Source organism: Thermosynechococcus sp. M3746_W2019_013, from assembly GCF_015296045.1.
Classification (GTDB): Bacteria; Cyanobacteriota; Cyanobacteriia; order Thermosynechococcales; family Thermosynechococcaceae; genus Thermosynechococcus.
In genome coordinates this window covers 1-24,889 of record NZ_DVDW01000025.1, presented here as the reverse complement: position 1 = coordinate 24,889, position 24,889 = coordinate 1, and the positions used below count along the sequence as shown (strand labels likewise).

Here is a 24,889-nt window from a genome sequence, read left to right as displayed (position 1 = left end):
GGGTTTGGGGCAGTTGGGCAAACAGTTGATAGAACAGGGAATCGCGGCGCATGGGCTCGCTAGAGCGATCGCTCCGACCAGAAACTTCAGAAAACTTCAGAACTAGAGGGTTATGGAAGCAGGGATTCCCCCTATGGTAAGCTGGGGACAGCATAGAATATGTTGTGGTTTTGCATAGATCTCTATGGCGACGTACTATTACATTCTCGCAAGCAAAAAGTTTTTAACTGAGGAAGAACCCCTTGAGGAAGTGTTTCGCGAGCGGCAGCGTCACTACCGCGAGCAGGGTAAAGAGATTGATTTTTGGCTGGTGCCAGAGCCTGCCTTTTTAGAGCAGCCCCAGTTTGCTGAACAGAAGGCGCGTTGTCCGCAGCCTGCTGCAGCCATTATCTCTACCAATCAGCAATTTATCCAATGGCTAAAGCTGCGCTTGGAGTATGTCCTCATGGGGCAATTCACCAGCGAGGAGGTTCCGAATCCCCTTGCCTCCCTGGCGAGTGTCTAGGGACAGGCTTGAACAACAGTGGGATTTTGTTGACGGTAGTCCTTGAGCCAATCACAGGCGCTTGTTAGTAACTGTCCTAGGGTGGCCAGCGGGCTAATCCAGATCTCATCATCCTCAGTACCGATCGCCACATAAAGTTGATCGCGGCCACTCACATCAATGCTGTAGGGAATGGCAGAAATGCGGTCAATCAGCATAATGAGCTGGCCTTTTTGGTTCCAAACCCGCACGCTGCGATCGGGGGAGGCAGTGGCAATCATTTCACCATCGGGACTCAGACTGAGACTCACAATACTCCGCTGGTGAGCACGAAACACACGGGGATTGCTGGGGGGATTTTTGCCGTGAATTGACCACAAATAGACTGAGCCGCTTTCACCAGCCGCTGCGAGGAATTGGCCATTGGCACTGAATTCAAGACTGGCAAGCCATCCTGCACCAGGGCTCAGGCGATAGGCAAGGCGATCGCTCTCAAAATTCCAGACCTCAATTGTGCCTGCAGATCCCGTACTCGCGAGCAGGGGGAGTGCCGGATGAAAGCTGAGGCTCCAAATTTCACCTGCACTTTTGCGCTGTTGAATTTTCTCTGGCCGCTGGAGGTCAACGAGATAAATGGTGCCTTTTTCATCGCCTGCCGCCAAGTACCGCCCTTGGCGATCCATAGACAGGGTGTAGAGCGGAACCTTGATGGGGAGTTGCCAGGTCTGTTGGGACTGATCTGCCAGGTTCCAGATTACCAATTTTCCCCCTTTGGTGGCGATCGCCACCCGTTGACCACTGGGACTAAAGAGCACTTGGTTGATGCCTCGGAGATCGAGAACTGGGGTTGTGGCTAGAAGGGTGCCATCTCTTCGCCAGTGCTTGACGCGGCCATCTTTGCCGCCTGTGACCAGCGTCGCTGCTGCAGGATCGAGGGCCACTGTCCAAATACTTTCTTGATTGGCAAGCCAGTGTTCCGTGCGGTAATGATCGAGGTACCACAGCGTCATTTGCCCCCCGCGATCGCTACTGAGGAGGACTGACCCCTTTCGATTAAAGCTGACGGTATTGATCAGGCGTTCATGACTTCTCAACTCAGCAATCAATTCACCCGTTGGCTGCCACAAACGCATGGTGTTATCTGTGCTCAGGGTCAATAAACGATAGCCCACAGGAGACGTCCCCACAAAATACACTGGAGCCGCACTGACGCGCCATTGATTGATTTGTTGCCCTTTGGTGTTCCAAAGGCGGAGGGTGCCATCTTTGCCCACCGTTGCCAGTTGACCATTGCTAAGATACGTCAAACTGGTCTGGGGAACGGGAAGATCGGCTTGGACTTGCCATTCTTGGAGCAGTTTCCCCTGACGGGACCAAACCCGAATCCAGCCTTCCTCATCGGCAGTAGCCAAGCGATCGCCATTGATGGCATAACTCAAGCTATTGATACTCTGGCTAGAGGTGGAAATAGTGGCCAGTAATTCCCCCCCAAGGCTCCAGCGCAGCATGTCGCCCGTGGTTGTGGTGGCCATCAACTCTTCCCCCTCCGGACTAAAGCGGAAGTTGTTGATAGGCAGGGCAGGCAAACGCTGCTCAAGAACGAGTTTTTGTGGCTCGATACGCCACAGGGAAATTTCGCCCTTGTTATTGAGCAGACCCACGCGATCGCCCTCAGGGCTCATCCGTGCCAGCTTGACATTGCCAATCTTTAAAGACTGGGCGTTGAGTCGCTCGCCGTTCACTTGCCAAAACTCCACAAGGCCACTTTCACTAATGCTCAACTGCTGACCGTCGGCAGTCAAAAAAGCACCCATCAGGGGGGTATTTTCACTCTGCCATTGGTTGCGGGCTTGAATGTGATCGAGGAAAAAATTGAGCACAAAGAGGGGGCGCGTGGTGGGGTATTGACTCAGAGGGCGATCGCCCACCAATCGTTGTAAGTCCTGTCCTGCCTGAATCCCTGCCAGCAGAGCAGGCAACTCTTGGCTTTGAAACCGTTCTAGGAGATCGTTACTGGTTTGCTCAAGGGCTAAACTTTCTTGGCTGGCCTGCAAATCGGCGTAGGTTTTGGCCAAAATTGCCGCCACCCCCAAGGAAATCACAGAAACAATGCCCAGGGCCATGAAAGCCCGCTGGGTCAAACGACTGGCCTTGCGGCGAGCTGCCTCCAGAATTTGATTAGCGGCACTGATCGCTTCTTTTTCCTTGCGCTCAAGGAGCAGAGTATCTTGAATTGCCTTTTGGTTAGCTTCTTGACTGGCAGAAAGGTACTGATAATCCAAATCACTGAGACTTTTGCCACTGGCCCAGACCAATGCTTCCTCAAGAGCTTGTCCCCGCAGCAGACGAGAGCCATCACTCCCGCCAGAGCGCAACCATGCTTGGAATTCCTCACTATAGGGGCGCAGTTGTGCCAACTGTTGCTCAACCCACTGGGCATGAAAAACTTGGGCATAGATGGGGTTAAACACCTGCAACTTGCCTTGGCGCTGACACACCAACCCCGTCAAAGCTAGGGCGCGCTGCTCACTACTGCCATCGAGGGGAACACCCCCCGTTTCTAAAATGCGCTGATAGAGACCCAAGAGACGACCGATGCGCTGTTCATCGGCCAGCAAGCGATTGCGAATGGTCTTTAGGTGTTCTGGTTCGTCTTGGCGCTCCCAATCCTGAAGAATATGATCTTGGACAAACTGGGCTAACTGCTGGCAGAGGGTTAACGCTGGCATGAATGACCCGTGCTGTTGCAGGAGGCGACAGAGTTTTTGGGTTAGGAAGGGTTGGCCGCCCGTCCAGTGGAGAATCTCTGCCAGGAGTTGATTGGGGTTGTCGCTAAGATGGGCAATGCCCTTCAGTAGAGGGGTGGCTTCCGCAAGGGTAAATCCCTGTAAATCAATGGCACAGCCAATATTAAAGGGAGTACGCTGCTTATCTTGAATCAGTTGATCGGGGGTGGCCACACCCAAAAGGGCAAAGGTTAAGCGCTGATATTCGGGACAATCTGCCCGTTGGTTGTAGCAAGCACGAATCCAAGCAAAAAAATCATCGGTCGAAAAGGGTAGGCTCAACAGACTATCAATTTCATCAATGAAAATCACAAGAGGTTCGCGGGTGTGGGCAAGTAGTACCGTTTCTACAAAGTCGCTGAGGCGTTGAATCGGCGATACAAGCTGGCGATCGCGCCACCAAGAGCGCAACGCAACCACATCGGTTAACTGAAATCCCTGAATGAGAGCGCCAACAAAGCTGGCATACCACTGCTCAGGCTGAATATTTTGGCTGCCAATTTTGGTAATGTCGAGGGCAGCACAGCGGTACCCCATTGTCATCAGTTGCTGCGTCACCTGTACCCGCAAGCTGGATTTGCCCATTTGCCGCGAATTGAGAATATAACAAAACTCACCAGCGGTGAGGGCGGCCAACAGATCGGCATCCGCTTGCCGTCGGACATAGACTGCCGATGTGGTGGGCAAACTTCCCCCCACTTGATAGGTGGCTGTCGCATCCATAGCTTTGAACCTAGTTTGAGACGGCACGCTCAGGTGCTGTTGACGTGGTAGTGGTCTCGGAAGTGGCCTGACTAGCAAGAAATTCTTTTTCTGTAACTTCTCCGAGCCCTCCCATGGGCTGGGATGGGCCATTATTGACACTCACCTTGACAGCACCAGCATTGCCCGCACGGACTATTAAACGTTCCTTGGCTTCCCAACTGCGCTCTGTTCCCGACTTCAAAATACCGGCATAGACGACTTGACCATCGGCTTCCACCTCTAGCCATGAGACATCGGAGAGGGACAACTTGACCTTAACCATTTCAGGGGTAGTGGCACTGGGCGTCGGCGTTGCCGCTGCTGTGGGGGTAGGTGTGGGGCTTGGGGACAGGGTAGGTGTAGGTGCGGGGGGTAGATCAGTAATGCTTTGGACTTGAGGACGAAAGAGATAGGCTAACCCAGCCACTGCTGCTGCCACAAGGGCAAAGTACGTCAGGTAAAGGTGGATTGGGCGCAGCTGCCAACCGAGTCCGCCGTTGCGAACACTGGGCTTATCAGAGCGCTCCACAGGGTCAGTGGCCGTTGGAAAGTTGGCGGCAATAGTTTTGCCGTCAAGACCAAGGGCATCGGCAAAGCGGCGAATAAATCCTTGAATATAGACGGGTTCGGGCAACTCCTCGAGACTGCCATTTTCAATGGCTGCAAGAATTGACTGGCGCACCAACGTTTTGGCCGCCAACTCCTCAAGGCTCAGACCCAGTTCGAGTCGCTTGTCGTGGAGGAAGGCACCAATTTCTGCCACTTTTTCTGCCTGTTGATCACTGAGGTGAGGCATCGCTATCTATCTCCTGCTGTCAGTCTATGCCAATTTGCCGAAGGGGGGGTTAGCCATTGGGATTATCCTATAGCAAGCTGCTGCGGATTGGGGGACTGCCTTTGCTAGGCTAGATCTGGCTTTTAGACACACCTTATCTTTATGACTCAGTTTTCTCCCTTGTACGAAGGCAAGGCAAAGGTTATTTATGCCACAGCAGATCCAGACATCTTGCTGGCGGAGTTCAAGGATGATGCCACTGCCTTTAATGCTCAGAAGCGTGGCTCAATCCAAAACAAGGGAGTGATGAACTGCACGATCGCCAGCCATTTGTTTCAGTATTTGGCGGCTCAGGGCATCACCAACCATTTTATTGCCCAAGTCGCGCCAAACAAGATGCACATTCGGCGGCTAGAGATGATTCCTCTTGAGGTAGTGGTGCGCAACCAGGCGGCGGGAAGCCTCTGTCGGCAGACGGGATTGCCTTTGGGATTACAACTCAATCCCCCATTGGTGGAGTTTTACCTCAAAAATGACGATCTCGGCGACCCACTGCTGACCCCAGATCGCCTGCGTTTATTACAGGTTGCAACGGCTGAGGAGGTCACCCAGATCCGGCAAATGGCCTTGGCAGTCAATACCTATCTCAGTCACTTTTTTGCCGAGTGTGGCATTACCCTAGTGGACTTTAAGCTAGAGTTTGGCCGCCGTCCGACGGGTGAGATTCTCTTGGCGGATGAAATTAGTCCCGACAGTTGCCGCCTCTGGAATCGGGATGAAAGCGATCCTGAGAAGCGTATTCTTGACAAAGATCGTTTTCGTCAAGATTTGGGGGCCATTGAAGATGCCTATGCCCTCGTGATGCAGCGCGTGTTAGCCCATAGCGTGAGTTAGCCAGGGGTGGGGAATGACCGTTGTGCTCGGCGCCGATGTTGGCGGCACAAAAACCCTTGTGGAGTTATGGGAGGTGGTGGGCAGTGATGGGCAGTTGCTCCACAGGGCGAAATACACTAGCCGCGATTTCCCTGACTTGACAGCCCTTTTGCAAACCTTTCTCAAGGAGAGTCCTGCCCATCCCCAGCGGGTTTGTCTGGGGATTCCAGGCCCAGTAATTGATCAAGTGGCTCAGGTGACCAATTTGGGCTGGCGGGTCAGTGCTGCCGAGTTAGAGACGGCATTGCAGATTCCTTGCGTGACGCTGCTGAATGATTTTGCAGCCGTGGCCTATGGGGCATTGGTACTGCCGCCGACGGATTTTGTTGTCCTTCAGGAGCGGCCGCGGCGTCCCCAAGCGCCTATTGCCCTATTGGGAGCTGGTACTGGCTTGGGGGAAGCACTGCTCATTTGGCAGGGCGATCGCTACCAAGTCATGCCCCTTGAGGGCGGTCACACCGACTTTCCACCGCGCAATGAACAGGAAATGGGCCTATTGCGCTATCTCTGGCAAACCTATGAGCGGGTCTCCGTAGAGCGGGTGGTCTCTGGCCCAGGACTGGTAGCCATTTACGACTATCTCAAGAGTGTCAACTTTGCCGCCGAGTCACCAGTGGTCGCAGCAGCAATGGCAAGAGGAGAGGAGCGCGCCGCCGTGGTGAGTCAATACGGCCTTCAGGGGGATCCCCTGTGTGCGGAAGCCTTGCGGATGTTTGTGGATGCCTATGGGGCAGAGGCGGGCAACCTTGCCCTCAAAAGTTTACCCCTAGGCGGAGTACTCATTGCTGGGGGGATTGCCCCCAAAATTCTGGCAAAAATGGCCGATGGCACCTTTCTCCAAGGGTTTGTGAATAAGGGACGGTTTCGCCCCCTGATGGAGCAGTTGTACGTTGCTGTGATCATCAATCCTGAGGTGGGATTACGGGGCGCAGTACATTTAGCTGCTCAGGGGGTCTAGGGCTTAGAGGTGCTGCAGTTGTGGATAGGCCACTAGCAGTTCATCGGCAGTAAGGGTATCGCCAATGGCTTGGGGTTGCCACAGAACTTCAACGGCCAGTAGGCGATCGCTACCAATGCCGCCCAACTGTTGCAGTGCTTGCCGCAGTTCTAGGTCATTATTGACTGCGGGCAATTTCAAGCGTCCAGTGGCAGCCACTACCAAGGTCACGACAATGTATTCCCCTACATCATTGCTCACCACAGGGGCGATCGCTGTCTGCTTAATCTCACGGCGGTAGTTGGAAAGAGTTTCAGCACTGAGTTTGCTGCGCTCCGCAAGCGCCAGTTGGTTAAAGGCTGTTTCCGCTTGCAGTAGTTTCGTTTCTTGGCTGCTGGTGTGGGCATAGACCCAGTATTGGGGATGGCGCAGCAGGGCAAGGGTGGCCTCTTGAAGCACTTTGGTCAGACCTTCCGGACTTTGGGTATCGGCGGTGAGCGCCAGTTGGTTCAGTTCTTCTTGGAGTTCGCGAGCTTGGGCGAGAAGTCCCACGTGCAGCGTATGCAGTGAGACGACGGGGTTGTCTTGGTAGATTTCTGAGTCATCGCCACTGTTGCGGAAGTTGCGGAAGGTGGAGATAAAAATATTGGCAAGCACACCGATCATGATGATCGTGAATAGGCCGCCAAAACCACCGCCAAAACCAAAAAAGGGAATCAAGAAGGGAAAGCCAAAACCACCGCCATAGACTGGAACGGGCTGAGCATACCCGTAGTCACTGCGGGGGGCACGGTAGGAACGGGTGGGCGCCGGACGACTAAAGGAGCCACCTCCGACACGTCCACCACTGCGGGCTGCCCATGCAGTACCACTGTCAAGGACAAGATGGGCAATTAATACCCCCACTGCCACAATTGCTGCAATAGATTTGAGACGTTGCCAAAAAGTTTTCATCATAAATTGTGTTCCCAAGGATTGACACACCGAAGGAGATGTCCTGCTCTAAGTCTAACGTTTTGTTATCCATAGAACAGATGGTGAGGTCCAATCAAACCCTAAGGCCCTTTTCCCATAGATGGGACACGCTGGCAGCGGTCAAAATTCGAGAGGCGTTTATCCCTATTTGTGTAGGCATTTGTGTAGGCCATATTTTAGAAAGGGCCTGTATTACGATATGAGAAGCAAACTTTCGATGAATGCTTTGCCTGCCGAGTTCTGTTCACGAAAACAATGATTGAGATTCCTGCGCCTCTCAAGCCGGTGATCACCTTTGCCCACCCGGTACTGATGTGGATTCTTTTTGCGCTCACGCTCTACGCCATGTATTTAGGGATTCAAACCCGTCGCCTGCGCACCCTCAGCGGTGAGGAAAAGAAAGCCCTGATCCAAGCCAAGGTGAATGTCAAGCACCACCAAGTGGGTGCCATCCTATTGGCCTTGATGGTCATGGGGACGATTGGCGGGATGGCGGTCACCTACATCAATAATGGCAAGCTCTTTGTCGGGCCGCACTTGATTGTGGGGCTAGCAATGACAGCATTGGTTGCGATTTCTGCGAGCTTAACCCCTTTTATGCAAAAGGGCAGTGAGGTGGCTCGTGCCTTGCACATGACCCTAAATCTGTTTTTGGTGGTCCTTTTTGGTTGGCAAGCGGTGACGGGTCTGCAAATTGTGCAGCGCATTCTCAATGCCAGCTAGGGGGAAACGGCAACCTGAAAAGGGACTGTGGCAATTGCCAAAATTCTGCAACAGGTGAGCACTTTTGTGCCAAAATTAGGAGCAGCGCTGATTACTGCAAATAATTCCCAATGCAGTGGGGGTGCTTTGATTTCCCTTAGTGCCCTTGGCTGAGGTAGGGCATACCTCAAGGAAATACACTTGTTGCCAGCACTGGCTCACCCCTTTGGGGGCCTTCTCTGGCCAAGGAGCTGCATTGCAGACAGTTCACTTTCTGGGTGCTCATGACTACACTTTCCCTGATGCCAATGTTGAAAACGGCTGTCCAGGTTGCCCATTTACACAAGTCTTTTGAGCGTTTTCCGGCAATTCGCGATCTCAGCCTCTCTGTCCAGGAGGGGGAAATTCTGGGCCTATTGGGGCCCTCGGGTTGTGGCAAGACAACGTTACTGCGCTTAATTGCCGGTCTGGATACGCCAGATGCTGGGGAAATTAGGGTGGGCGATCGCTGTGTCGTAGGGGCAAATGTGTTTATACCGCCAGAACAGCGGTCCTTGGGCATGGTTTTTCAGGATTTTGCCCTGTTTCCCCATCTAACGGTGGCTGAGAATATTGCCTTTGGTTTGCAACAACAACGCCTTAGTAAGCCGCAAATTCAGGAGCGAGTAGCAGCAGTCTTGGCCCTGGTGCACCTAGAGGGAATGCAAAAGCGCTATCCCCATGAACTGTCTGGGGGACAGCAGCAGCGAGTGGCCTTAGCCCGGGCGATCGCCCCCCAGCCAGCCGTGATTCTCCTCGATGAACCCCTGAGTAATCTTGATGCCCAGGTGCGGCTACAACTGCGGGAGGAATTGCGCCGGATCCTCAAGGGAACTGGGACGACGGCCATTTTTGTTACCCACGATCGGGAAGAGGCTCTGAGTCTGACGGATCGCTTGGCGGTGATGCGCCAGGGCAAAATTGAGCAGGTGGGTACCCCTGAAGAGATCTATCGCTGCCCTGCCTCACGATTTGTGGCCGGGTTTATTACCCAAGCCAACTTTTTGCCTGCCTATGCCGAAGGGGCTCAGGTGCGCACCGATGTTGGCACGTTTCCTCTTTTGGCAGCTTTGGCGAAGGGGGAAGGGGAAGTGATGATTCGCGAAGAAGATCTCCAGCTACAGCCAGACCCTGAAGCCAGTAGTTGCTTTGTGATTCGCGATCGCCAGTTTCTCGGTCGCGAGTATCGCTACTGTATTCAACTGCCCTCCGGCCAAGAACTCCATGCCCGCCAGCCCCTTGCTGTGGATATTCCCATTGGTACTGCTGTGAAAGTGGCGGCTGAAGCGGTGCACTTTTTCCCGAAGGAAAACTAATCTGGGGCACGTCCCATATACTCACCCCAAAGGGCAGCCGCCAGCCCACTACTGCCTTGGGTAGGGCTATTGTCATCATTGCCGAGCCAAATACCAGTGAGGATATCGGCGGTGGGCACGTAACCAATAAACCAGAGATCGCGGCCATCATTTGTCGTGCCGGTTTTGCCAGCAACAGGGCGACCAATGGCGGCCGCACGCCCAGTGCCGCGACTGACAACCGCACTCAAGAGGGTGGTCATTTCGTTAGCGATCGCGACATCGAGGACTTGTTGGGGCGTTTCCTCCTTGGCCGCATAAATGAGGCGACAGGTTTGCCAGTCATTGGGTTGGCGGCAATCGCCGCCATCGCGAACCGTGAGAATGGCATGGGGCGGAATCCGCTGCCCCCCATTGGCGAGCACGGCAAAGGCCCCACTCATTTCCAGAAGGGTTACCTCACTTTGACCAAGGACAAGGCCGGGCACAGCTTGCAGTGGTGTCGTAATTCCCATCGCTCTGGCCAAGCGGATAATGGCTTCTAAACCAACGGCTTGGGCAAGGCGTAAGGCAATGGGATTTTCAGAAAGCGCCAAACCCGTGGCCAGATCCATAGTGCCACCACCGCCACGACACCCCTCGAATTGTTGTCCCTGCCAGAAAACGGGTGCACAGGAAAAGGTTTCGCCGGCTGTGTGTCCTTTTATGAGTGCTTCGGCATAGACAAACACCTTGAAGGTCGAACCGGGCTGGCGTAGAGCAAGGGTGGCACGATTAAACTGGCTTTTTTGGTAGTCCACACCCCCCACAAGGGCACGAATGAGACCACTGCTGGGCTGGAGGGTGATTAAGGCCCCTTGCTGCACCCCATAGGCGCTGCCTGTGGTACGGATGAAATTGCGCAGACTGGTTTCGGCCAGTTCTTGCCAGCGGGGGTCTAGGCCAGTTTCGACAATCAGGTTGCCCTCTTGAGCCAGTTCATCCCCAAGGAGTTGGGCAAGCTCCTGATAGACATGGTCCGTGTAGTAGGGAAAGCGTTGGGCACTGAAGAATTTCTGCGCCTTGGGGCTAATTTCAATCCGGGAGCGCCGGGCGCGATCGCCCTCCTCTTTGCTGATGTAGCCCTGCTGCACCATGCGCAAAATGACCCGATTGCGGTAATCTACCGCCGCATCGTAGTCGCGCACAGGATTAAAACGGTTGGGGGCAGGCAGAATCCCCACCAGCGTAGCCGCCTCATTCAGCGTCAGGTCTTTGGCGGGCTTGTCAAAGTAGAATTGAGCCGCATCCTCAAAGCCACGATTTCCCATGCCCAAATAGACACGGTTGAGGTAGGCCAAAAGCAAATCATCTTTGCTGTAGAAAAATTCCAACTTCAGCGCAACCGCCATTTCTCGCCATTTGCGGCCTAAACTGTCCTCCGTACCGACTTGGGAGCGAAAAAGGGTCCGTGCTAGTTGCTGGCAGAGAGTACTGGCCCCTTCGCGGGTTTGGCGTGTGAGTAGATTGGTGACAATTGCCCGCGCCATGCCTATGGGATCTACCCCAAAGTGCCAATAGTAGCGAACATCCTCAGAGGCCAGAACCCCATGAACCAAGTAGGGGGAAAAATCATTGAGAGCTTTAAGTTCACGGTGGGGGTGATCTTCCACTGGATTGATCAGTTCCCCTTGGCGATCGAGGAGAATAATCGGGCCTTGCTCAAGGGGGGGCAGGGGACGCACCGCCACTTTGCTCGCTTCGGCAGCAAGTAATCCCATTACAAGGCCACTGATGCCGATCGCCCCCCAAATGCTGTAGGTGAGAACACGAACCCAAGGGGGGGGTGGATTGTGGAAGCGGAGGGTAACGGCGCCTTTGACTTCTGGGGGGCCTAAGGTAACGACATCGCCGTGGTGCAATTCACTGGTTTGTAGGCGCTGCCGTTTGCGATAGACGCCATTGGTGGAATCTAGGTCTTGGATTTGAAAGACGCCTGTGGGAGTGAGCCGTTTTAGGCGGGCATGGGTACCGCTGACAATCTCTGCGTCAATCACAATGTCAGCGCGACTCTGACTGCGGCCAAGAATGTAGCGATCGCCAACTAAGGGAAAGACTTGCCGTTGACCGCGGTACTCCACCCATAGTTCAGGGGTGCGGGCATTTTCCCGCAGGGAGACCTGTTGCCAATCAAAGCGAGAGTGAACCGTCTGCACCGCTTGCGTGACGGTTTGGGTCACCGACTGCCAAAGATCTCGAGCAGGATTAGGCATGGTAGCAACGCCAGGGACGGTGTGACGGCACGTACTGGTAACGGATTATGATTCCTAGATTTCTGGAACGTAGCCGGCTGGCACAGCACTGGGGTCGCTGTCCCGCTTGGAACTGAGGATGTCCATGCGCTCAACCAAAATCACCGGTGAGGAGCGATCGGCACCCGTGTTGCGGTCTCGCCAGCGATCGAACTTCAGACTGCCCTTAATGCCCAGGAGCGTGCCTTTGCGCACATAGTCAGCAGCCACCTGAGCCGTTTTGCCCCAAATTTCCAAGTTAAACCAATCGGGTTGATCATCCTTGGTGGGGCGATTCACTGCCAACGTCAGCCGACACTTCACACTCCCCGACTCAAAATAGCGCACCTCCGGATCACCACCCACATGACCCACTAGATGAACCACGTTTAGACTCATAGCTGACTGCCTCAGATTGCTCTTTGCCCCATTATTGCAAACTTCAGCTTTGTCATGATAAGTCTCCATTCACTCCACGTCTCGGAGGAAAAGTAAGCGGTGGTGCACCTCACCAGTGGTGTTGGGTTCCTCAGCAGCTTCCATTTAAGCTACTTCTGCCAAGTAGAAAAAGAGGATACCCCCAACCGCATCCTCTGGATCAACGGCATTGGGCCTTGAGTGGGTCTACTGCTGCCTTGAGGGTGTTTAATCTCTGGGGCAGGGGTGGCTACTGCCTAATCCGTGGGTCAGCCCACTTGAGGAGTAAATCTGCAAGTAGGTTGCCGACAATCAGCATCACTGCCCCCATCATCAGACTGGCCATGACCACATAAATATCTTGAGCCGTCACTGCCTGTAAAATCAGGCGACCAAGACCCGGCCAGTTAAAGAAAAACTCGGCAATAAAGGCACCACTGAGGAGGTTGGCAAATTCAAACCCCAAGAGCGTGATCAGGGGGTTCACGGCATTGCGCAGGGCATGGACATAAATTACCCGTGATTCTGGCAGTCCCTTGGCGCGGGCGGTTTGGATGTAGTTTTGGCGCAGCACATCCAGTAAATTTCCCCGCATGAGTCGCTGCAGGCCGGCAAAGCTCGTGAGGGTGAGCGCCACACTCGGCAAAATGAGGTGCCAGCCAATGTCAAGGATTTTGCCCCACCAGGGAAGATCATCGTAAAACAGGCTGGTCATCCCCCCCACTGGAAACAAGGGGGTACTTTGGGCAAGAAAGAGCAGCAAGAGGGCGGTAATGAAGCTAGGAAACCCTTGGCCAATGTAGCTCACGACCCGCAGCAGGCGATCGCTCCAACGATCCTGGGTTACCGCTGCCCAAATTCCTAAGGGAATGGCTAAGCCCCAGGTCAGCAGAATCGAACTTAAGGAGAGCAGGAGGGTGGCGGGTACTCGCTCCCACAATAGGGAGGCCACCGATCGCTGATAAACAAAACTTGTCCCAAAGTTGCCGTAGCGAATAATCTGCCACAGCCAGCGAAAGTATTGCTCTACAGGTGACTTGTCGAGACCAAATTGCTGCTCCAGCTCCTGCAAACGTTCCAAAGAAATCTGCGGATCTGCCTTGAGATTGTCGAGATAGTTCCCCGGTGCCAGTTGCATAATCGCAAAGCTCAACGCCGAGGCCAATAGCAGCGTGATCAGGGCCTCCCCCAGGCGCCGCAAAATCAGGCGGCTCGTTTCATTCCCAAGGCCTTGGCCAATGGATTTGAGCATGGCTTATTTAGAGGCCAGCACAGCATCAATGGCTGCTTTCAATTCAGCTTCACTGAGCTGGGTGACAACAAAGACTTCCTGCACGGTTTTGCCGCGGCGGGCAATCACCTTAAACCCGCCTTTGATGGGCACCGAAACCCGTAGATGCAGATGGGGGGATTTACCTTTGACAGGAGCAATGACACCGGGGGTCAGTGTCCTAATCCCCGCCACTTTGGCTAATTTTTCCAAGACGGGAATCAAGCCTTCAATGTGCGTAGAGTGATTGAGGACAACCCGACCTGTTGTTGCTGCCATTGTTAAGGTAACCACCGTGCTTGCAAGCCGGGTGCCAAAGGTTCTGGCATCCCAACGACGATTTTATCTTGATCTAATTTTAGGGGGAGAAGCCAAATTTGATGCCGTTGGGCAGGCAGTTGATGCGGTGGCGGGGGTAATCCTTGGGGGGCAGCGGGCAGTTCTACCAGATCCCTGGGGCTGGGGTTGACTGGCGCAGTTTCGCTGTACAGATCGCTATTATCCACCTCAGCGGGAATTTCGCGTCCCTCAACGGAGTCAACGGCCAATGTACGGCCATCGGGGGCCAAGCTCAGATATAGCTCCTGCTGCGGGTCAAAATCCTTGAGCTTGAACAGTTCCTTAGTATTCAGATCAAGGAGCGCAAGATAGGGAACTTCGCGGTAATTGCCTTCCCCTTCGATGCGGGTGAGAATGACATAGAGAAATTGACCGCTGGGGTCAAATTGACCGGCAATGATTGAGCCGTTGATGGTCAGCAACTCCCTATGCTCGCCAAAAATGTCTACCACGTAGAGCGATCGCGAGAAGTTGGGGTTAAACTTCACTGTGGCCACTTGTCGCCCATCGCGGCTAAAATCTAGCACCATGCCATACTGGGGCAAAAAGTCAAAGTTACTCTCATCATTGGTGGCTTCTAGGGGCACAATGGCCAATCCCTGCCCTTGGGCAATGATTAAATGCTGGTTGTCGGGAGCAATGCGAAAATCACCGGCGGCGGCTTGGTTGAGGCGGCGGGGCTGAAAATTTTCATCGAGGAGCCACAGGGAGCTATCCGCAGGCTGGAGACGATTCACCCGCTGCACCACAATTTTGCTGCCGTCATTGGCCAACTGAAAGCGCAGATTTTGGTACTCGCTGTTATCGAGAATTAGGGAAATTTCGCCTGCAGGACGGGCTTGACGGCGGGGGGTATCGGGGGCATTGAAGTATAGCCCGGTGGTGACGGTGTACAGTTGAGGATCAAAGCCCATTTGCTCGCCCCGCTCCCCTGCGCTAAAGAGAATGCGATCGCCGGCGGGATAGGGCTGAAAATCAAACACCCGCAGATTGGGGGGAGTGAGGAATATCTTTTGTTGCAGCGTCAGGTTATAGAGGATGAGGCGACCCTCTTCGGCACCAGAGCCAAGATAGACCAGGACGCGATCGCGGCTGCGAAACTGCCCCTGAAAGGGTTTGATCGGTTTCCCTTGGGGCACAGAAACGGCATCCTCTAAGGAGACTTTGAAGGTTTGACCGTAGGGCAGCGGCTGCGTCAGCGTGTAGGCAAAACGGCGCCCTGACCAACTGGCCTTACCCTCAAGGGGTGGCTCAATCTTGAGATGGGTTGCCACCGAGGACCAATCCATCAGCCGATTAAAGGAAAGAATAAAGGCGCGATCGCTTGCTCCCACATCGCGGTTTTGCCATGAAAAGTCCCGCACTTCGGCTTGGGTGCGATCGCCCCCCCATAACAGCAAAAGGGTCAGGACCAGCGCCACAAGGAGCACACTCAAAGCAGCCCGATCAAGGGGCTGAGGAAAGGAGTGAAAACGCATCAGCAGGAACAATCACACAACAACAGGCGTACTATACCAGATGTCTTCGATTTGCTCGATGATTGGCATTGCTGCCCCTGGGTCTTCCAAAAGAACTGTGATATGCCCCAACTTGCGACCCGCATAGGTTTGACTTTTACCATACCAGTGAAGGTGCGCGTGGGGGAGAGCCGCCAAGGCCTCACATTTTGCCCCATAGTCAACCTGCGGTTCGGCTAAGCCCAGGAGATTGACCATGACGGCGGCGGTTACCCGCATGTCAGGACTGCCCAAGGGCTGGCCACTAATGGCGCGCAAGTGCTGCTGAAATTGACTCGTGACACAGGCATCAATGGTGTAGTGTCCGGAATTGTGGGTGCGGGGGGCAATTTCATTCACCAGTACTTCCCCCGTGGCTGTGAGGAAAAACTCAAGGCCAAAGATACCCACGCCATCAAGCGCCGTCAGGATTTGGCGGGCGATCTGCTGAATTTGCTCACTGACTTGGGGGGGAATGGGGGCAGGAGCCATCACCCAGCGACAGATGGCAGCCACCTGCTGCGTTTCCACCACCGGATAAAGGGCAATCTCCCCTTGGGGCGATCGCGCTGCCATGATCGCCAGTTCTTTGACATAGGGCACAAAGGCTTCCACCAAAAACCCTTGGGGTGGAATTTCTGGCCAGTGTTGCTGAAACTGCTGCCAGGCCTGCTGATCGGTAATGACAAACGTCCCTTGGCCGTCGTAGCCATGGCGACAGGCTTTAATCACACAGGGAAGGCTGGGGGGGCGATCGCCCAAATAGGCGAACTCTGGTACAGGAATCCCCAGGGCCTGTAAAAAGCACCGCTGCTGGTATTTGTTCAGGAGAGGAGCTAAAGTGGCCAAGCGGGGATAAAAACAAACCCCCCGCTGCTCAAAGTGCTGGAGTTCCTCTAGATCAACAAACTCATTCTCAAAGGTAATCACATCAACGTGCTCAGCCAGTCGGGCTGTGGTCGCCCCATCGGTGATTGCCCCATAGCACACGCCATCGGCAACCGCAACGGCGGGATCCGTTGCTGCAGGCGTTTGTACCCATAGGGAAAGTCCCATCTCCTTGGCCGCCAGTGCCAGCATCCAAGCCAACTGGCCCCCACCAATGACACCAACCCGCGTTATTTTATCCACGATGTCCGACAATTTCCGCAATAGACTCAACGGCAACTATTGTCCTACGTCAATGGTCCCTCACGGCCACTCCTAGAGAGTGAGCTGCACAAACCAAACACTGGGATCATCGCCGGCAGTCAATTCAAAGTTGAGTTTGCGGCAAATACGGATCATCCCCTCGTTGTCCTTGAGAACATAGGCGTGGATTGCCCTCAGCTTTTCATCGCGGCCAATTTGAATCAAGCGCTGCAGCAATTCCGTCCCCAGGCCTTGCCGCTGCCAGCGATCGCTAATCAACAGCGAAAACTCCGCCGTGGGACTAAAGTGATCCTTGCTAAGGCGGCCAACGCCAATAATTTCAGGACCTGCGGCCCCTTGGTGTTCCGCCACAAGGGCCATTTCGCGATCGTAGTCCACAAAACAGATGCGCACCAGGCGATCGTGGGCAACCCGCTGCGATAACTTCATCAGGTGGAAATAGCGCAAATAGACGCTCTGCTCCGAGAGGGTGGCGTGGTACTGGCGCATCAAGGGTTCGTCCTCTGGCCGAATGGGGCGAATCAGCACTGGGGTACCATCGCGCAACTGCCACGGACTGACGTATTGGCTGGGATAGGGACGAATTGCAGGCTTAACAAACATACTTTCCTGCTGGTGGAGCACAAGGCGAGCATCTAAGACCAGTAGGCGATCGGGGGGTGCCACCAGCAGGGGATTGATGTCAATTTCTTTGATCCACGGTTGCTCCACCACCAGCAGGCTAAAGCGTACGAGCAGATCCTCAAGCAGGGCAAGGTTAAGGGCTGGCCAGCCCCGCACGCCGGCAAAAGCACGGGAGATTTTGGTTTGCTGAATGAGGCGCCGCGCTAGGGTGGTGTTCAAGGGGGGCAGGGCGATCGCTGTATCCTCCAAAACTTCCACCAACTGTCCGCCTGTGCCAAAGAGAATCACTGGACCAAATTGAGCATCGGTGGAACTGCCCACAATGAGCTCAAACCCTTTCCAGGGAATCATTGGCTGCACAGTGACGCCAGCAAAATGACTCGCTCCCGCAGCAGTGGTGACATTTTTCTCAATTTGTTGGTAGGCAGTGATGACGGCAGCAGCATCGGGAAGATTGAGGGCGACACCCCCAACATCGGTTTTGTGGGTAATTGTTGGTGAATAGAGCTTGAGAACCACGGGATACCCGAGGCGATCGGCAGCAGCCACTGCCTCTGCTTCACTGCGGGCAATACAGGTTTCCACCACTGGCAGGCCATAGGCAGCAAGAACAGCCTTGGCTTCCCACTCCGTTAACAGGGTACGTCCCTCGCTGCGCACTTGCTCAAACAGTTGACTTACAGACTCTCGATTCGGGGGGGTAGTGGTCAAGGGCAAAGCGGGCGTTTGGTACAGTGCCTGCAAGTGGTCGCTATAGCGCCACATATAGCTAAAGATGCGGGCAGCGGTGTCGGCATAGCCATAGGTGGGAATGCCCGCTTGGTTGAGAATGGCTTCCCCTGGTTTCACTGTGTTGCCCCCCATCCAACTGGCCAGAATCGGCTTGGCACCACTGGGACGGTTTTGGGCATAGGTGGCAAGATCTTGGGCGATCGCCAAGGGATCCGTCATGGCTTGGGGAGTGAGGACCACCAGTAGGCCATCACTGTTGGCATCCGTTTCACAGTGTTGCAGTGCCTTGAGGTAGCGATCGGCGGTTGCATCCCCCAAAATATCCACGGGGTTGCCGTGGCTCCAAGCGGGGGGGAGCACTTGATTCAGTGCCTGTAGGGTATCCGCGGAGAGAGAACTCAGTTTGCCACCTGCACGAATCAGAGCATCAGTAGCCAAGACCCCCGGGCCGCCAGCATTGGTGAGAATCGTCAGATGGGGGCCTTTGGGACGCGATTGCTTGTCCAAAACCTCTGCCATGTCAAACAAATCTTCAATGGTTTCCACCCGCAGCACCCCACAGCGTTCTAGTGCTGCATCCACCACTGCATCGGATCCCATCAATGCCCCTGTATGGGAAGCAGCGGCCTGGGCAGCGGCAGCAGTCCGTCCGGCTTTGATGACAATAATGGGCTTGATATAGGCCACTTCCCGCGCTGCTGAGAGGAAGGATCGCGCATCCCCCAAAGATTCCATATAGATAACAATGCAGCGGGTTTGCGGATCATCGCCTAGGTAGTAGATGAGGTCACCCCAGCCCACATCCAGCATCGTGCCAATGGAGACGAAGGCACTAAAGCCGACATTCTCCTGCAAACTCCAGTCCAAAATTGAGGTACACAGGGCGCCACTTTGACTGAGAAAGCCAACATGCCCCGATCGCGCCATTTTGGCAGCAAAGGTGGCATTCAAACCCGTGGGCGGACACATCACCCCTAAACAATTGGGGCCAATAATGCGCATCCGCGCCTGACGGGCAATGGTTAAAATCTCCTCCTCAAGAGCCAGTCCCGCTGCCCCTACTTCGCGAAACCCCGCTGAAACAATAATGGCTCCTTTGACGCCTGCTGCGGCACACTCGGCAACCACCGCTGGCACTGTAGCCGCAGGGGTGGCAATGACTGCGAGATCAACCGCCTCTGGGATAGCCGTCACACTGGCATAGGCCTTGATGCCCAACACAGAACTGCGGTGCGGGTTAACGGGAAAGACGGTGCCGCCGAAGGGGCTTTGAATCAAATTCCACAGCAGGGTGCGGCCAACACTGCCTTCTTTTTCGCTGGCACCGATGACAGCCACACTTTTGGGGGCAAAGAGGGGACGCAGGGGCTGATGACCGGCGCGCCAAATGTCGTAGGTCGTGGTTCGGGTCATGCGGTTACTGGTGCTACAAAAGGTGGGAACTGAGCCACCTCTACTTTAGCGAGGGCGATCGCCCCAAGTTACGCTTTGTTACGCGGTGTGGAGTTCCCAGTCACAGCCATTTGCCCCCGTGCGCCAGAGCCGCAGCTCAAAGCGACTGTTGCCAAGGCGTAGATTACGAATGTGGAGTTCCTCAATACTGGCGGGCAACAGGGGCTGGTGGAGCAAGAATTTGCCTTGGGGGGCATCCACAAGTGGCCAAACCATGATCTGGATGAACTGGAAGAGGCTGGCGGTTGCCCAGGCTTGGGGGGAGCAGGCCACTGGGTACTGTACGGGCTGGGGATAGGTCTGGCGATCGAAGCCACAGAACAGTTCTGGGGGACGCAAATCCGGCTGCCGACAGGTCATATCAAAAAGGGTATCCACAAGCGTCAGGGCAAAGTCACTATCGCCAATTGCCCGCAGGCCAAAGGCAATCAGGCTGGTATCGTGGGGCCACACTGACCCCAAGTGGTAGCCAATGGGATTGTAGGCTGGGGAGGTGCTGCTCAGGGTACGAATCCCCCAACCATTGAACAGATCCGGGAGCCGCAGACGTTGCCCCACCCGTTGGGCTTTCTCGGGGTCACAAATCCCTGTCATCAGACATTGGCCAGCATTGGAAGTGAGGCTATCCACCGGCCGACCGTCACCGTCGAGGGCAAGGGCATAGAATCCGTCGGATTCCAGCCAAAAGTCGCGGTTAAAGCGTGCTTTGAGGTCGGTGGCCTCCCGCTGCCAGCGATCGCCCCACTCGCCATAGCCCAGGGCCTGAGCAATGACACTGAGGCGAGTTTTGGCAGCATAGACATAGCCTTGGACTTCACAGAGGGCAATGGGGCCCTGGGCAAGTTCGCCGCAGCGGTTGACAATGCAGTTACCGGAGTCCTTCCAGCCCTGGTTGTCAATCCCCTTTCCGGCTTGGCGATTGTAGCTGAGGTAGCCTGTGGCAGCCATCTGTTGATCAATCCAAGCCATGGCAGCAAGGGCATGGGGCCATAGCTGCGCTAAGGTGGCGCGATCGCCTGTCCACGCATAGTAGTCGCTGTAGAGCATTAGCCAGAGGGGGGTGGCATCCACTGTGCCGTAGTAGGGGGTATGGGGGATTTCGCGGTTGCGTGCCATTTCGCCAAAGCGCAGCTCGTGGAGAATTTTCCCCGGTTGCTCATCGCGCTCAGGACAGACCTCCCTGCCTTGGTAGTGGGCAAGGGTGCGCAGCGTATCACGGGCGATCGCCGGATTGAGGATCAGCGTTTGCATAGCTGAAATAATGGAGTCGCGACCAAAGAGCGTCGCAAACCACGGAATACCCGCAGTCAAAACCTTGCCATGGCCAAAGGACTGCAACAGCATATAGAGATCCGCCATCCCCCGCCGCAGGATGCGATTCCACTGCGGATTCGAGGTGACGATTTCTGTACAGTCTGACCACCATTGTTGCCGTTCCTGTCGAGCCGCTTGATCCGCAGCCGCTAGGGAGGAAGGCACTGCTACCTGTGCCGTAGGTGCCCCATTGGTAAAGGGACGGACGCAATAGTGAATACGGTGGTAGCCTTGGGGTTCGAGCTTAAGGTGCCATGTGGCTGTGGTGTCATCAAGACGGTCGGGGGGAGTGCCCAAAAACTGAACTTGGGTCTCCATCAGGGCCCCATCCAGACCTTGATAGGCGAAGCAGAGATCGGCGCGTCCCTTGGTGTGGCGTAATTCACAACCGACGGGTTGCAACGTCTGTCCCCGCTGTGGGCGACCACCACCGTATTGGCGAATTTCAAATAAATCCTGAAAGTCTGCTGCAAAGGTAAGTTGAATATCCACCACTGCCGGCTGTACTTGGTGGTTGGTAATCAGAAGCGTTTCAAAGAGGGCGCCCCGTACCACTAGGAAGCGCTCGATCGCCAACGCTTCCGCTGGCACATCGGGTTGTTTGGGGTTGGTACACACTACCTTGAGGGCGTGGCTACCCGTACAGTGAAAACTCAGCAGCACTGGGCGATCGCCCCCCACCCGCAACTCCGCTTGACTCAGGAAGCGGGTATCCTGGCAAAACAGCCCCGTAATCGCCGTTTGCTGTTCATCATTGCAGATATTGCCCAACTCATCACAGATGAGCAGCACATCATCATCCTTGAGAACGGGAACGGTTTTAGGGTGGGTTTGAATTTTGGTGGCCGGCAGGGGCGGAGCAACAATGGGAATGTAGTCGCGCCCGTACAGGGAAACAACATCAGTCTCCATGGGTGCAGCAGCGGTCTCACTTGAGATGGAAAAATTTTAGCTAATTGACTAGATCGTCCTTTACGATGGGGGACATCGCAATAGGTAAATATGCGGAAGGTACAGCAGCAGTTTGCACAGGCGGTGTTAGCCTTTGCGGCTTTGCAGATAGGTGGCCACACCCGTGTAAATGAGGCTGTGGAGAATCAGCATTCCCCAATTCAGCAGCAGATTATCCCAAGTGGGGGCATAGACAGGCGTCGGATCAAAGGGCTGGGGCGGTGGTTCAAAGAGGCCAAAATCGAGGGGTGGCGGTACCATACCATTCACGTCAATCAAGGTACCATAGGCACCCATGGTCCAACGGCCAATTGTCAGCCAAGAGAGAGCCGTTGCAACGCCCGTGAGCTTAAAGAGGACGCCGGCAAAGATAATTTGCGGCAGGAGCAACGGCGGTAAAATCTTGCTTGCTTGATCGCTGTTGTGCACGGCCGCCGAGATCAAAAGACCCAAACAGAGACTCGCCACGAGCGTCAGGAAGGTGGTGATGCCAAACCCTAGGGGCCAAGGGAGGAGGGCACCCTTTGGCAGACCAAAGGCCAACAGTCCCACCAGGGTAATGAGCAGCGTTTGTGCCAAGGCCATGCCCTTGCCAAGGGTGAGTTTGGCTGCCATGTAGGCCCAGAGACTGAGATTGGCAAGGCGTTCGCGGCGGTAGATGGCCACCTCTGTGATCAAGGCTTGCGCCCAGCCCGAGAGTCCCACCCAAAGACAGGCACAGGTAAAGACAAAGAGAATGCGCAGGGTTTGAGCCGCTTGCAGCAGATTGGGGGGATCTTGGGGCCCAAAGGGGGAGCGATCGCTGGCAAAGCGGGTGAGCAGCAGGGCAATAGGGACACTGATCAAATTTAAGACAAGGCTGAGGCGATCGCGCCAGAGGAGTTGCCACTGGCGTTGGCACAATACCCGCCATTGGTAGAGGTGAGGCGGTGCCGGCTGCTGCGGTGGTGCTTCGGCATTGGGACGACTCTCCGCCCCCAGAACACTGGTACTCTCGTAGTGGGACCCGATACTGAGGTGGCTGGCAAGGTAGCGTTCATAATGGGCAGATTGGCGAAATTTTTGACTCCATGCAGCACTATTTTCGGGAGTCAGGAGGGCATAAATTTCAGCCACAGAATTCAGGGGGCGATCGCCCGTTGGACTAAAGAATTGACGAGCCTCATCGGCCGGGCCAAAATAGCAAAGACGCCCCCCGGGACCAAGAACGAGTAGGCGATCGCACAGATACACATGACTCGTGGCGTGGGTAACCAAAACAATTGTGCGTTCTTGATCTGCCAATTGCCGCAGCAACTGCATCAGCAAAAAGTCTAGCCCGGGATCTAGACCCGAGGTGGGTTCGTCAAGGAAAAAGAGCTTGGGATTGGCCAATAGCTCAACGGCAATACTCACCCGCTTGCGCTGACCGCCACTGAGGCTGGCCACCAGTTGATGTTCCGTACCCCTTAACTGCACCTGTTCAAGCACTCGCTCAATTGCTGCCCTGCGGTTTTGGGCATCGGTATCCGCCGGTAAGCGCAGTTGCGCCGCATAATTCAGGACTTCGGCCACTGTGAGGCGGGCATGGACAATATCATCTTGGGGTACATAACCAATTTGGTGGCGGTAGGTGCCAAGATGGCGATGCAAATTCAAACCATTGAGCAGCACCTGTCCTTCCTGAGGTGGATCTAGCCCCATCAACACTTTTAAGAGGGTGGATTTCCCCGTACCACTGCCACCGACAATACCCACAAGTTGTCTCGGCTCCGCCACAAAGGAAACCCCTTGTAAGAGGGAGCGATCGCCCGCTGGTGTTTTTACCCGTCGTTCCAATCCCCAAGCATCAATGCGAAGATGACTGCCCTGATCCGTAATTTCTAAGGTCTCATGGCGGTAGAGAAGGACAAAAGGCCCAATGCGAATCTGATCACCGTTGCGCAGCGTGTAGGGACCTTTTAGGAGTTTGGCGTTGACATAGGTGCCGTTGCTGCTGCCCAAATCCCTCAGAACGTAGAGACCCGCACTGGTGCGATCAATGCTGGCGTGGCGCAAGGACACCGTGGGGGCATCCAGTTGCCAATGCTGATAGCTGTTGCTCGCTTGGCGCCCTAAAGTCAGCGGCCATTCCTTGAGGGTTTTGAGGACAAGGCGGCGCTGCTGCGGTAAGGGTGGTGGACTGGCGGTTCCCGCAAACTGGATCTGGACCAGCAATTGCACTTTGTTTTTTGGGTCTTGGCCAATTTCTAGGCGTAGGGTTTCCCCGAGGGCAAAGCCCTCTTCAATGCCGATGCGGCGTCGGTTGTAGAAGGTGCCATTGGTGCTGTGGCGTTGATTGCCATCTCCATCCCAGAGGTAGTAGGTTGCCCCCTGTTGCTTAAAAACGGCATGGCGGCCGGAAATCACTGACCACAGTGGATCATCGGGCACCACCAAATCCGCCCACTGGTGATCGCGCCCCAAGCGATGCTCTGGTTGGGTCAGGGAATAGGTCAGCGTTTTCCCTTGACTTTCGAGGGTAAGGGTGACGGTGGGTAGATCAACAACCGTTTTTGGCGGGGGCGATCGCATAGGCCATTGAGAAAGGGGATGCTTGTTTGATGCGTGTTTGATGCCTGAGCAAAACCGAGCAGCCGTTTCAATCAGGACAGGAACAAACTCATGGGCGGCCTGCAAACTAGGGACTAAAACGGCTGGATCTCGAATGTAGTCATGAACCATTTGACTGTGCAGTTACTGGATTGTAAACCCAGCCCCTGCATCGGGCAGAAAGCCGAGCCGCTCAGCATCGTCAAGGTTTTCCAAGAAAGTCGCCACTGGTTGGGCAAAGACCCTCAGAGAAGCGGGCAAGAGCTTACTCCCTAGGGTATCTTGAAGGCGGCCAAAGTGTGCTACAAAAGCATCCGCGCGCTCTGCCAGATCACTGTTTTCCTCCCACTGGGCCGCCCCTACTGCCATAAAGAGTTTTTGAAAGAGGCCTTGATCGGCCATCTGTAGGTGTGCCACTTTCGCTGTAGATCGCCTTGTCGGCTGATCGTAGGGACTGTTTCTTAGCATTTCTAGCAAGTTTGTGTCCAGTGAATAGAAGGAAAGCTGCCCCACTTAGATTTGCCAGATCGGTGCTTGCACTTCCCGATTGGAGTAATCCACGCGAATGCGGAGTTCTTGGCCTTGGGAAGTCGTGATCAGCTTCAGGGCCAGGGTATAAAAATCAATAAAA

At 54.8% G+C, this 24,889-nt stretch carries 18 protein-coding genes; 5 read left to right on the top strand and 13 right to left on the bottom strand.

The features are described from left to right. The first annotated feature begins 184 nt into the window (after positions 1–184). Positions 185–505: an MgPME-cyclase complex family protein gene (locus tag IGQ16_RS04880; protein ID WP_011057339.1), complete on the top strand. Its 321-nt coding sequence runs from the start codon at positions 185–187 to the stop codon at positions 503–505. Here the strand turns inward: IGQ16_RS04880 and IGQ16_RS04875 are convergent. Then, the gene (locus IGQ16_RS04875) at positions 502–3,993 is read right to left on the bottom strand and encodes an AAA-like domain-containing protein (RefSeq protein ID WP_297060458.1); all 3,492 of its coding nucleotides are present in this window, start codon (positions 3,991–3,993) and stop codon (positions 502–504) included. The two genes, IGQ16_RS04880 and IGQ16_RS04875, sit on opposite strands and share 4 nt — an antisense overlap. A gap of 10 nt (positions 3,994–4,003) precedes the next feature. Then, positions 4,004–4,810, bottom strand: coding sequence for a helix-turn-helix domain-containing protein (locus IGQ16_RS04870; protein WP_297060456.1), 807 nt, complete (start codon positions 4,808–4,810; stop codon positions 4,004–4,006). Positions 4,811–4,951: 141 nt separating this feature from the next. Here IGQ16_RS04870 and purC point away from each other — a divergent pair, with 141 nt between their 5' ends. Further along, on the top strand, positions 4,952–5,683 hold the full coding sequence (gene purC / locus IGQ16_RS04865) for a phosphoribosylaminoimidazolesuccinocarboxamide synthase (protein ID WP_024124562.1): 732 nt from the start codon (positions 4,952–4,954) through the stop codon (positions 5,681–5,683). 13 nt (positions 5,684–5,696) lie between these two features. Further along, complete coding sequence (locus IGQ16_RS04860; RefSeq protein ID WP_024124561.1) at positions 5,697–6,680, top strand: glucokinase; 984 nt, start codon at positions 5,697–5,699, stop codon at positions 6,678–6,680. Positions 6,681–6,683: 3 nt separating this feature from the next. On the opposite strand, the gene IGQ16_RS04855 is transcribed toward IGQ16_RS04860, so the two are convergent. Further along, positions 6,684–7,616, bottom strand: a complete 933-nt coding sequence (locus IGQ16_RS04855) for a DUF1517 domain-containing protein (protein ID WP_297041913.1) — start codon at positions 7,614–7,616, stop codon at positions 6,684–6,686. Positions 7,617–7,889: 273 nt separating this feature from the next. On the opposite strand from IGQ16_RS04855, the gene IGQ16_RS04850 reads away from it, so the two are divergent. Then, the gene (locus tag IGQ16_RS04850; protein ID WP_024124559.1) at positions 7,890–8,357 is read left to right on the top strand and encodes a DUF4079 domain-containing protein; all 468 of its coding nucleotides are present in this window, start codon (positions 7,890–7,892) and stop codon (positions 8,355–8,357) included. Positions 8,358–8,644: 287 nt separating this feature from the next. Then, positions 8,645–9,691, top strand: a complete 1,047-nt coding sequence (locus IGQ16_RS04845; protein WP_367116113.1) for an ABC transporter ATP-binding protein — start codon at positions 8,645–8,647, stop codon at positions 9,689–9,691. Here IGQ16_RS04845 and IGQ16_RS04840 read toward each other — a convergent pair. The 10 genes from IGQ16_RS04840 to IGQ16_RS04795 form a co-directional block, all read right to left on the bottom strand. Then, positions 9,688–11,922 (bottom strand): transglycosylase domain-containing protein, encoded by a 2,235-nt coding sequence (locus tag IGQ16_RS04840; protein WP_297060452.1) that lies wholly within the window; start codon positions 11,920–11,922, stop codon positions 9,688–9,690. The two genes, IGQ16_RS04845 and IGQ16_RS04840, sit on opposite strands and share 4 nt — an antisense overlap. 54 nt (positions 11,923–11,976) lie before the next feature. After that, the gene (locus tag IGQ16_RS04835) at positions 11,977–12,339 is read right to left on the bottom strand and encodes a single-stranded DNA-binding protein (protein ID WP_297060450.1); all 363 of its coding nucleotides are present in this window, start codon (positions 12,337–12,339) and stop codon (positions 11,977–11,979) included. Between the two features lie 268 nt (positions 12,340–12,607). After that, a complete protein-coding gene (locus IGQ16_RS04830; RefSeq protein WP_024124555.1) occupies positions 12,608–13,609 on the bottom strand; it encodes an ABC transporter permease in 1,002 nt (333 codons plus the stop codon). Positions 13,610–13,612: 3 nt separating this feature from the next. Next, entirely contained in the window at positions 13,613–13,906 is a 294-nt protein-coding gene (locus IGQ16_RS04825) for a DUF2103 domain-containing protein (protein ID WP_024124554.1), read from the bottom strand. Positions 13,907–13,908: 2 nt separating this feature from the next. Further along, positions 13,909–15,444, bottom strand: a complete 1,536-nt coding sequence (locus tag IGQ16_RS04820; RefSeq protein ID WP_297060448.1) for a hypothetical protein — start codon at positions 15,442–15,444, stop codon at positions 13,909–13,911. 12 nt (positions 15,445–15,456) lie between these two features. Then, positions 15,457–16,593 carry a 5-(carboxyamino)imidazole ribonucleotide synthase gene (locus tag IGQ16_RS04815; protein ID WP_024124552.1) on the bottom strand — a complete coding sequence of 379 codons (1,137 nt, stop codon included), beginning with the start codon at positions 16,591–16,593 and terminating at the stop codon, positions 15,457–15,459. A 72-nt stretch (positions 16,594–16,665) separates the two neighbouring features. Further along, a complete protein-coding gene (locus IGQ16_RS04810; protein ID WP_297060446.1) occupies positions 16,666–19,383 on the bottom strand; it encodes a bifunctional acetate--CoA ligase family protein/GNAT family N-acetyltransferase in 2,718 nt (905 codons plus the stop codon). A 78-nt stretch (positions 19,384–19,461) separates the two neighbouring features. Then, positions 19,462–21,648: an amylo-alpha-1,6-glucosidase gene (locus tag IGQ16_RS04805; RefSeq protein ID WP_297040433.1), complete on the bottom strand. Its 2,187-nt coding sequence runs from the start codon at positions 21,646–21,648 to the stop codon at positions 19,462–19,464. Between the two features lie 126 nt (positions 21,649–21,774). Beyond that, positions 21,775–24,390 (bottom strand): ATP-binding cassette domain-containing protein, encoded by a 2,616-nt coding sequence (locus tag IGQ16_RS04800; RefSeq protein WP_297060444.1) that lies wholly within the window; start codon positions 24,388–24,390, stop codon positions 21,775–21,777. A gap of 12 nt (positions 24,391–24,402) precedes the next feature. Next, complete coding sequence (locus tag IGQ16_RS04795; RefSeq protein WP_051372780.1) at positions 24,403–24,660, bottom strand: hypothetical protein; 258 nt, start codon at positions 24,658–24,660, stop codon at positions 24,403–24,405. Positions 24,661–24,889: the final 229 nt, after the last annotated feature.

Bases quoted from the DNA above. Each gene is read 5' to 3' on its own strand.
- IGQ16_RS04880 (WP_011057339.1), top strand. From the start codon at position 185: ATGGCGACGTACTATTACATTCTCGCAAGCAAAAAGTTTTTAACTGAG.
- IGQ16_RS04875 (WP_297060458.1), bottom strand. From the start codon at position 3,993: ATGGATGCGACAGCCACCTATCAAGTGGGGGGAAGTTTGCCCACCACA.
- IGQ16_RS04870 (WP_297060456.1), bottom strand. From the start codon at position 4,810: ATGCCTCACCTCAGTGATCAACAGGCAGAAAAAGTGGCAGAAATTGGT.
- purC (WP_024124562.1), top strand. From the start codon at position 4,952: ATGACTCAGTTTTCTCCCTTGTACGAAGGCAAGGCAAAGGTTATTTAT.
- IGQ16_RS04860 (WP_024124561.1), top strand. From the start codon at position 5,697: ATGACCGTTGTGCTCGGCGCCGATGTTGGCGGCACAAAAACCCTTGTG.
- IGQ16_RS04855 (WP_297041913.1), bottom strand. From the start codon at position 7,616: ATGATGAAAACTTTTTGGCAACGTCTCAAATCTATTGCAGCAATTGTG.
- IGQ16_RS04850 (WP_024124559.1), top strand. From the start codon at position 7,890: ATGATTGAGATTCCTGCGCCTCTCAAGCCGGTGATCACCTTTGCCCAC.
- IGQ16_RS04845 (WP_367116113.1), top strand. From the start codon at position 8,645: ATGTTGAAAACGGCTGTCCAGGTTGCCCATTTACACAAGTCTTTTGAG.
- IGQ16_RS04840 (WP_297060452.1), bottom strand. From the start codon at position 11,922: ATGCCTAATCCTGCTCGAGATCTTTGGCAGTCGGTGACCCAAACCGTC.
- IGQ16_RS04835 (WP_297060450.1), bottom strand. From the start codon at position 12,339: ATGAGTCTAAACGTGGTTCATCTAGTGGGTCATGTGGGTGGTGATCCG.
- IGQ16_RS04830 (WP_024124555.1), bottom strand. From the start codon at position 13,609: ATGCTCAAATCCATTGGCCAAGGCCTTGGGAATGAAACGAGCCGCCTG.
- IGQ16_RS04825 (WP_024124554.1), bottom strand. From the start codon at position 13,906: ATGGCAGCAACAACAGGTCGGGTTGTCCTCAATCACTCTACGCACATT.
- IGQ16_RS04820 (WP_297060448.1), bottom strand. From the start codon at position 15,444: ATGCGTTTTCACTCCTTTCCTCAGCCCCTTGATCGGGCTGCTTTGAGT.
- IGQ16_RS04810 (WP_297060446.1), bottom strand. From the start codon at position 19,383: ATGACCCGAACCACGACCTACGACATTTGGCGCGCCGGTCATCAGCCC.
- IGQ16_RS04805 (WP_297040433.1), bottom strand. From the start codon at position 21,648: ATGGAGACTGATGTTGTTTCCCTGTACGGGCGCGACTACATTCCCATT.
- IGQ16_RS04800 (WP_297060444.1), bottom strand. From the start codon at position 24,390: ATGGTTCATGACTACATTCGAGATCCAGCCGTTTTAGTCCCTAGTTTG.
- IGQ16_RS04795 (WP_051372780.1), bottom strand. From the start codon at position 24,660: ATGGCCGATCAAGGCCTCTTTCAAAAACTCTTTATGGCAGTAGGGGCG.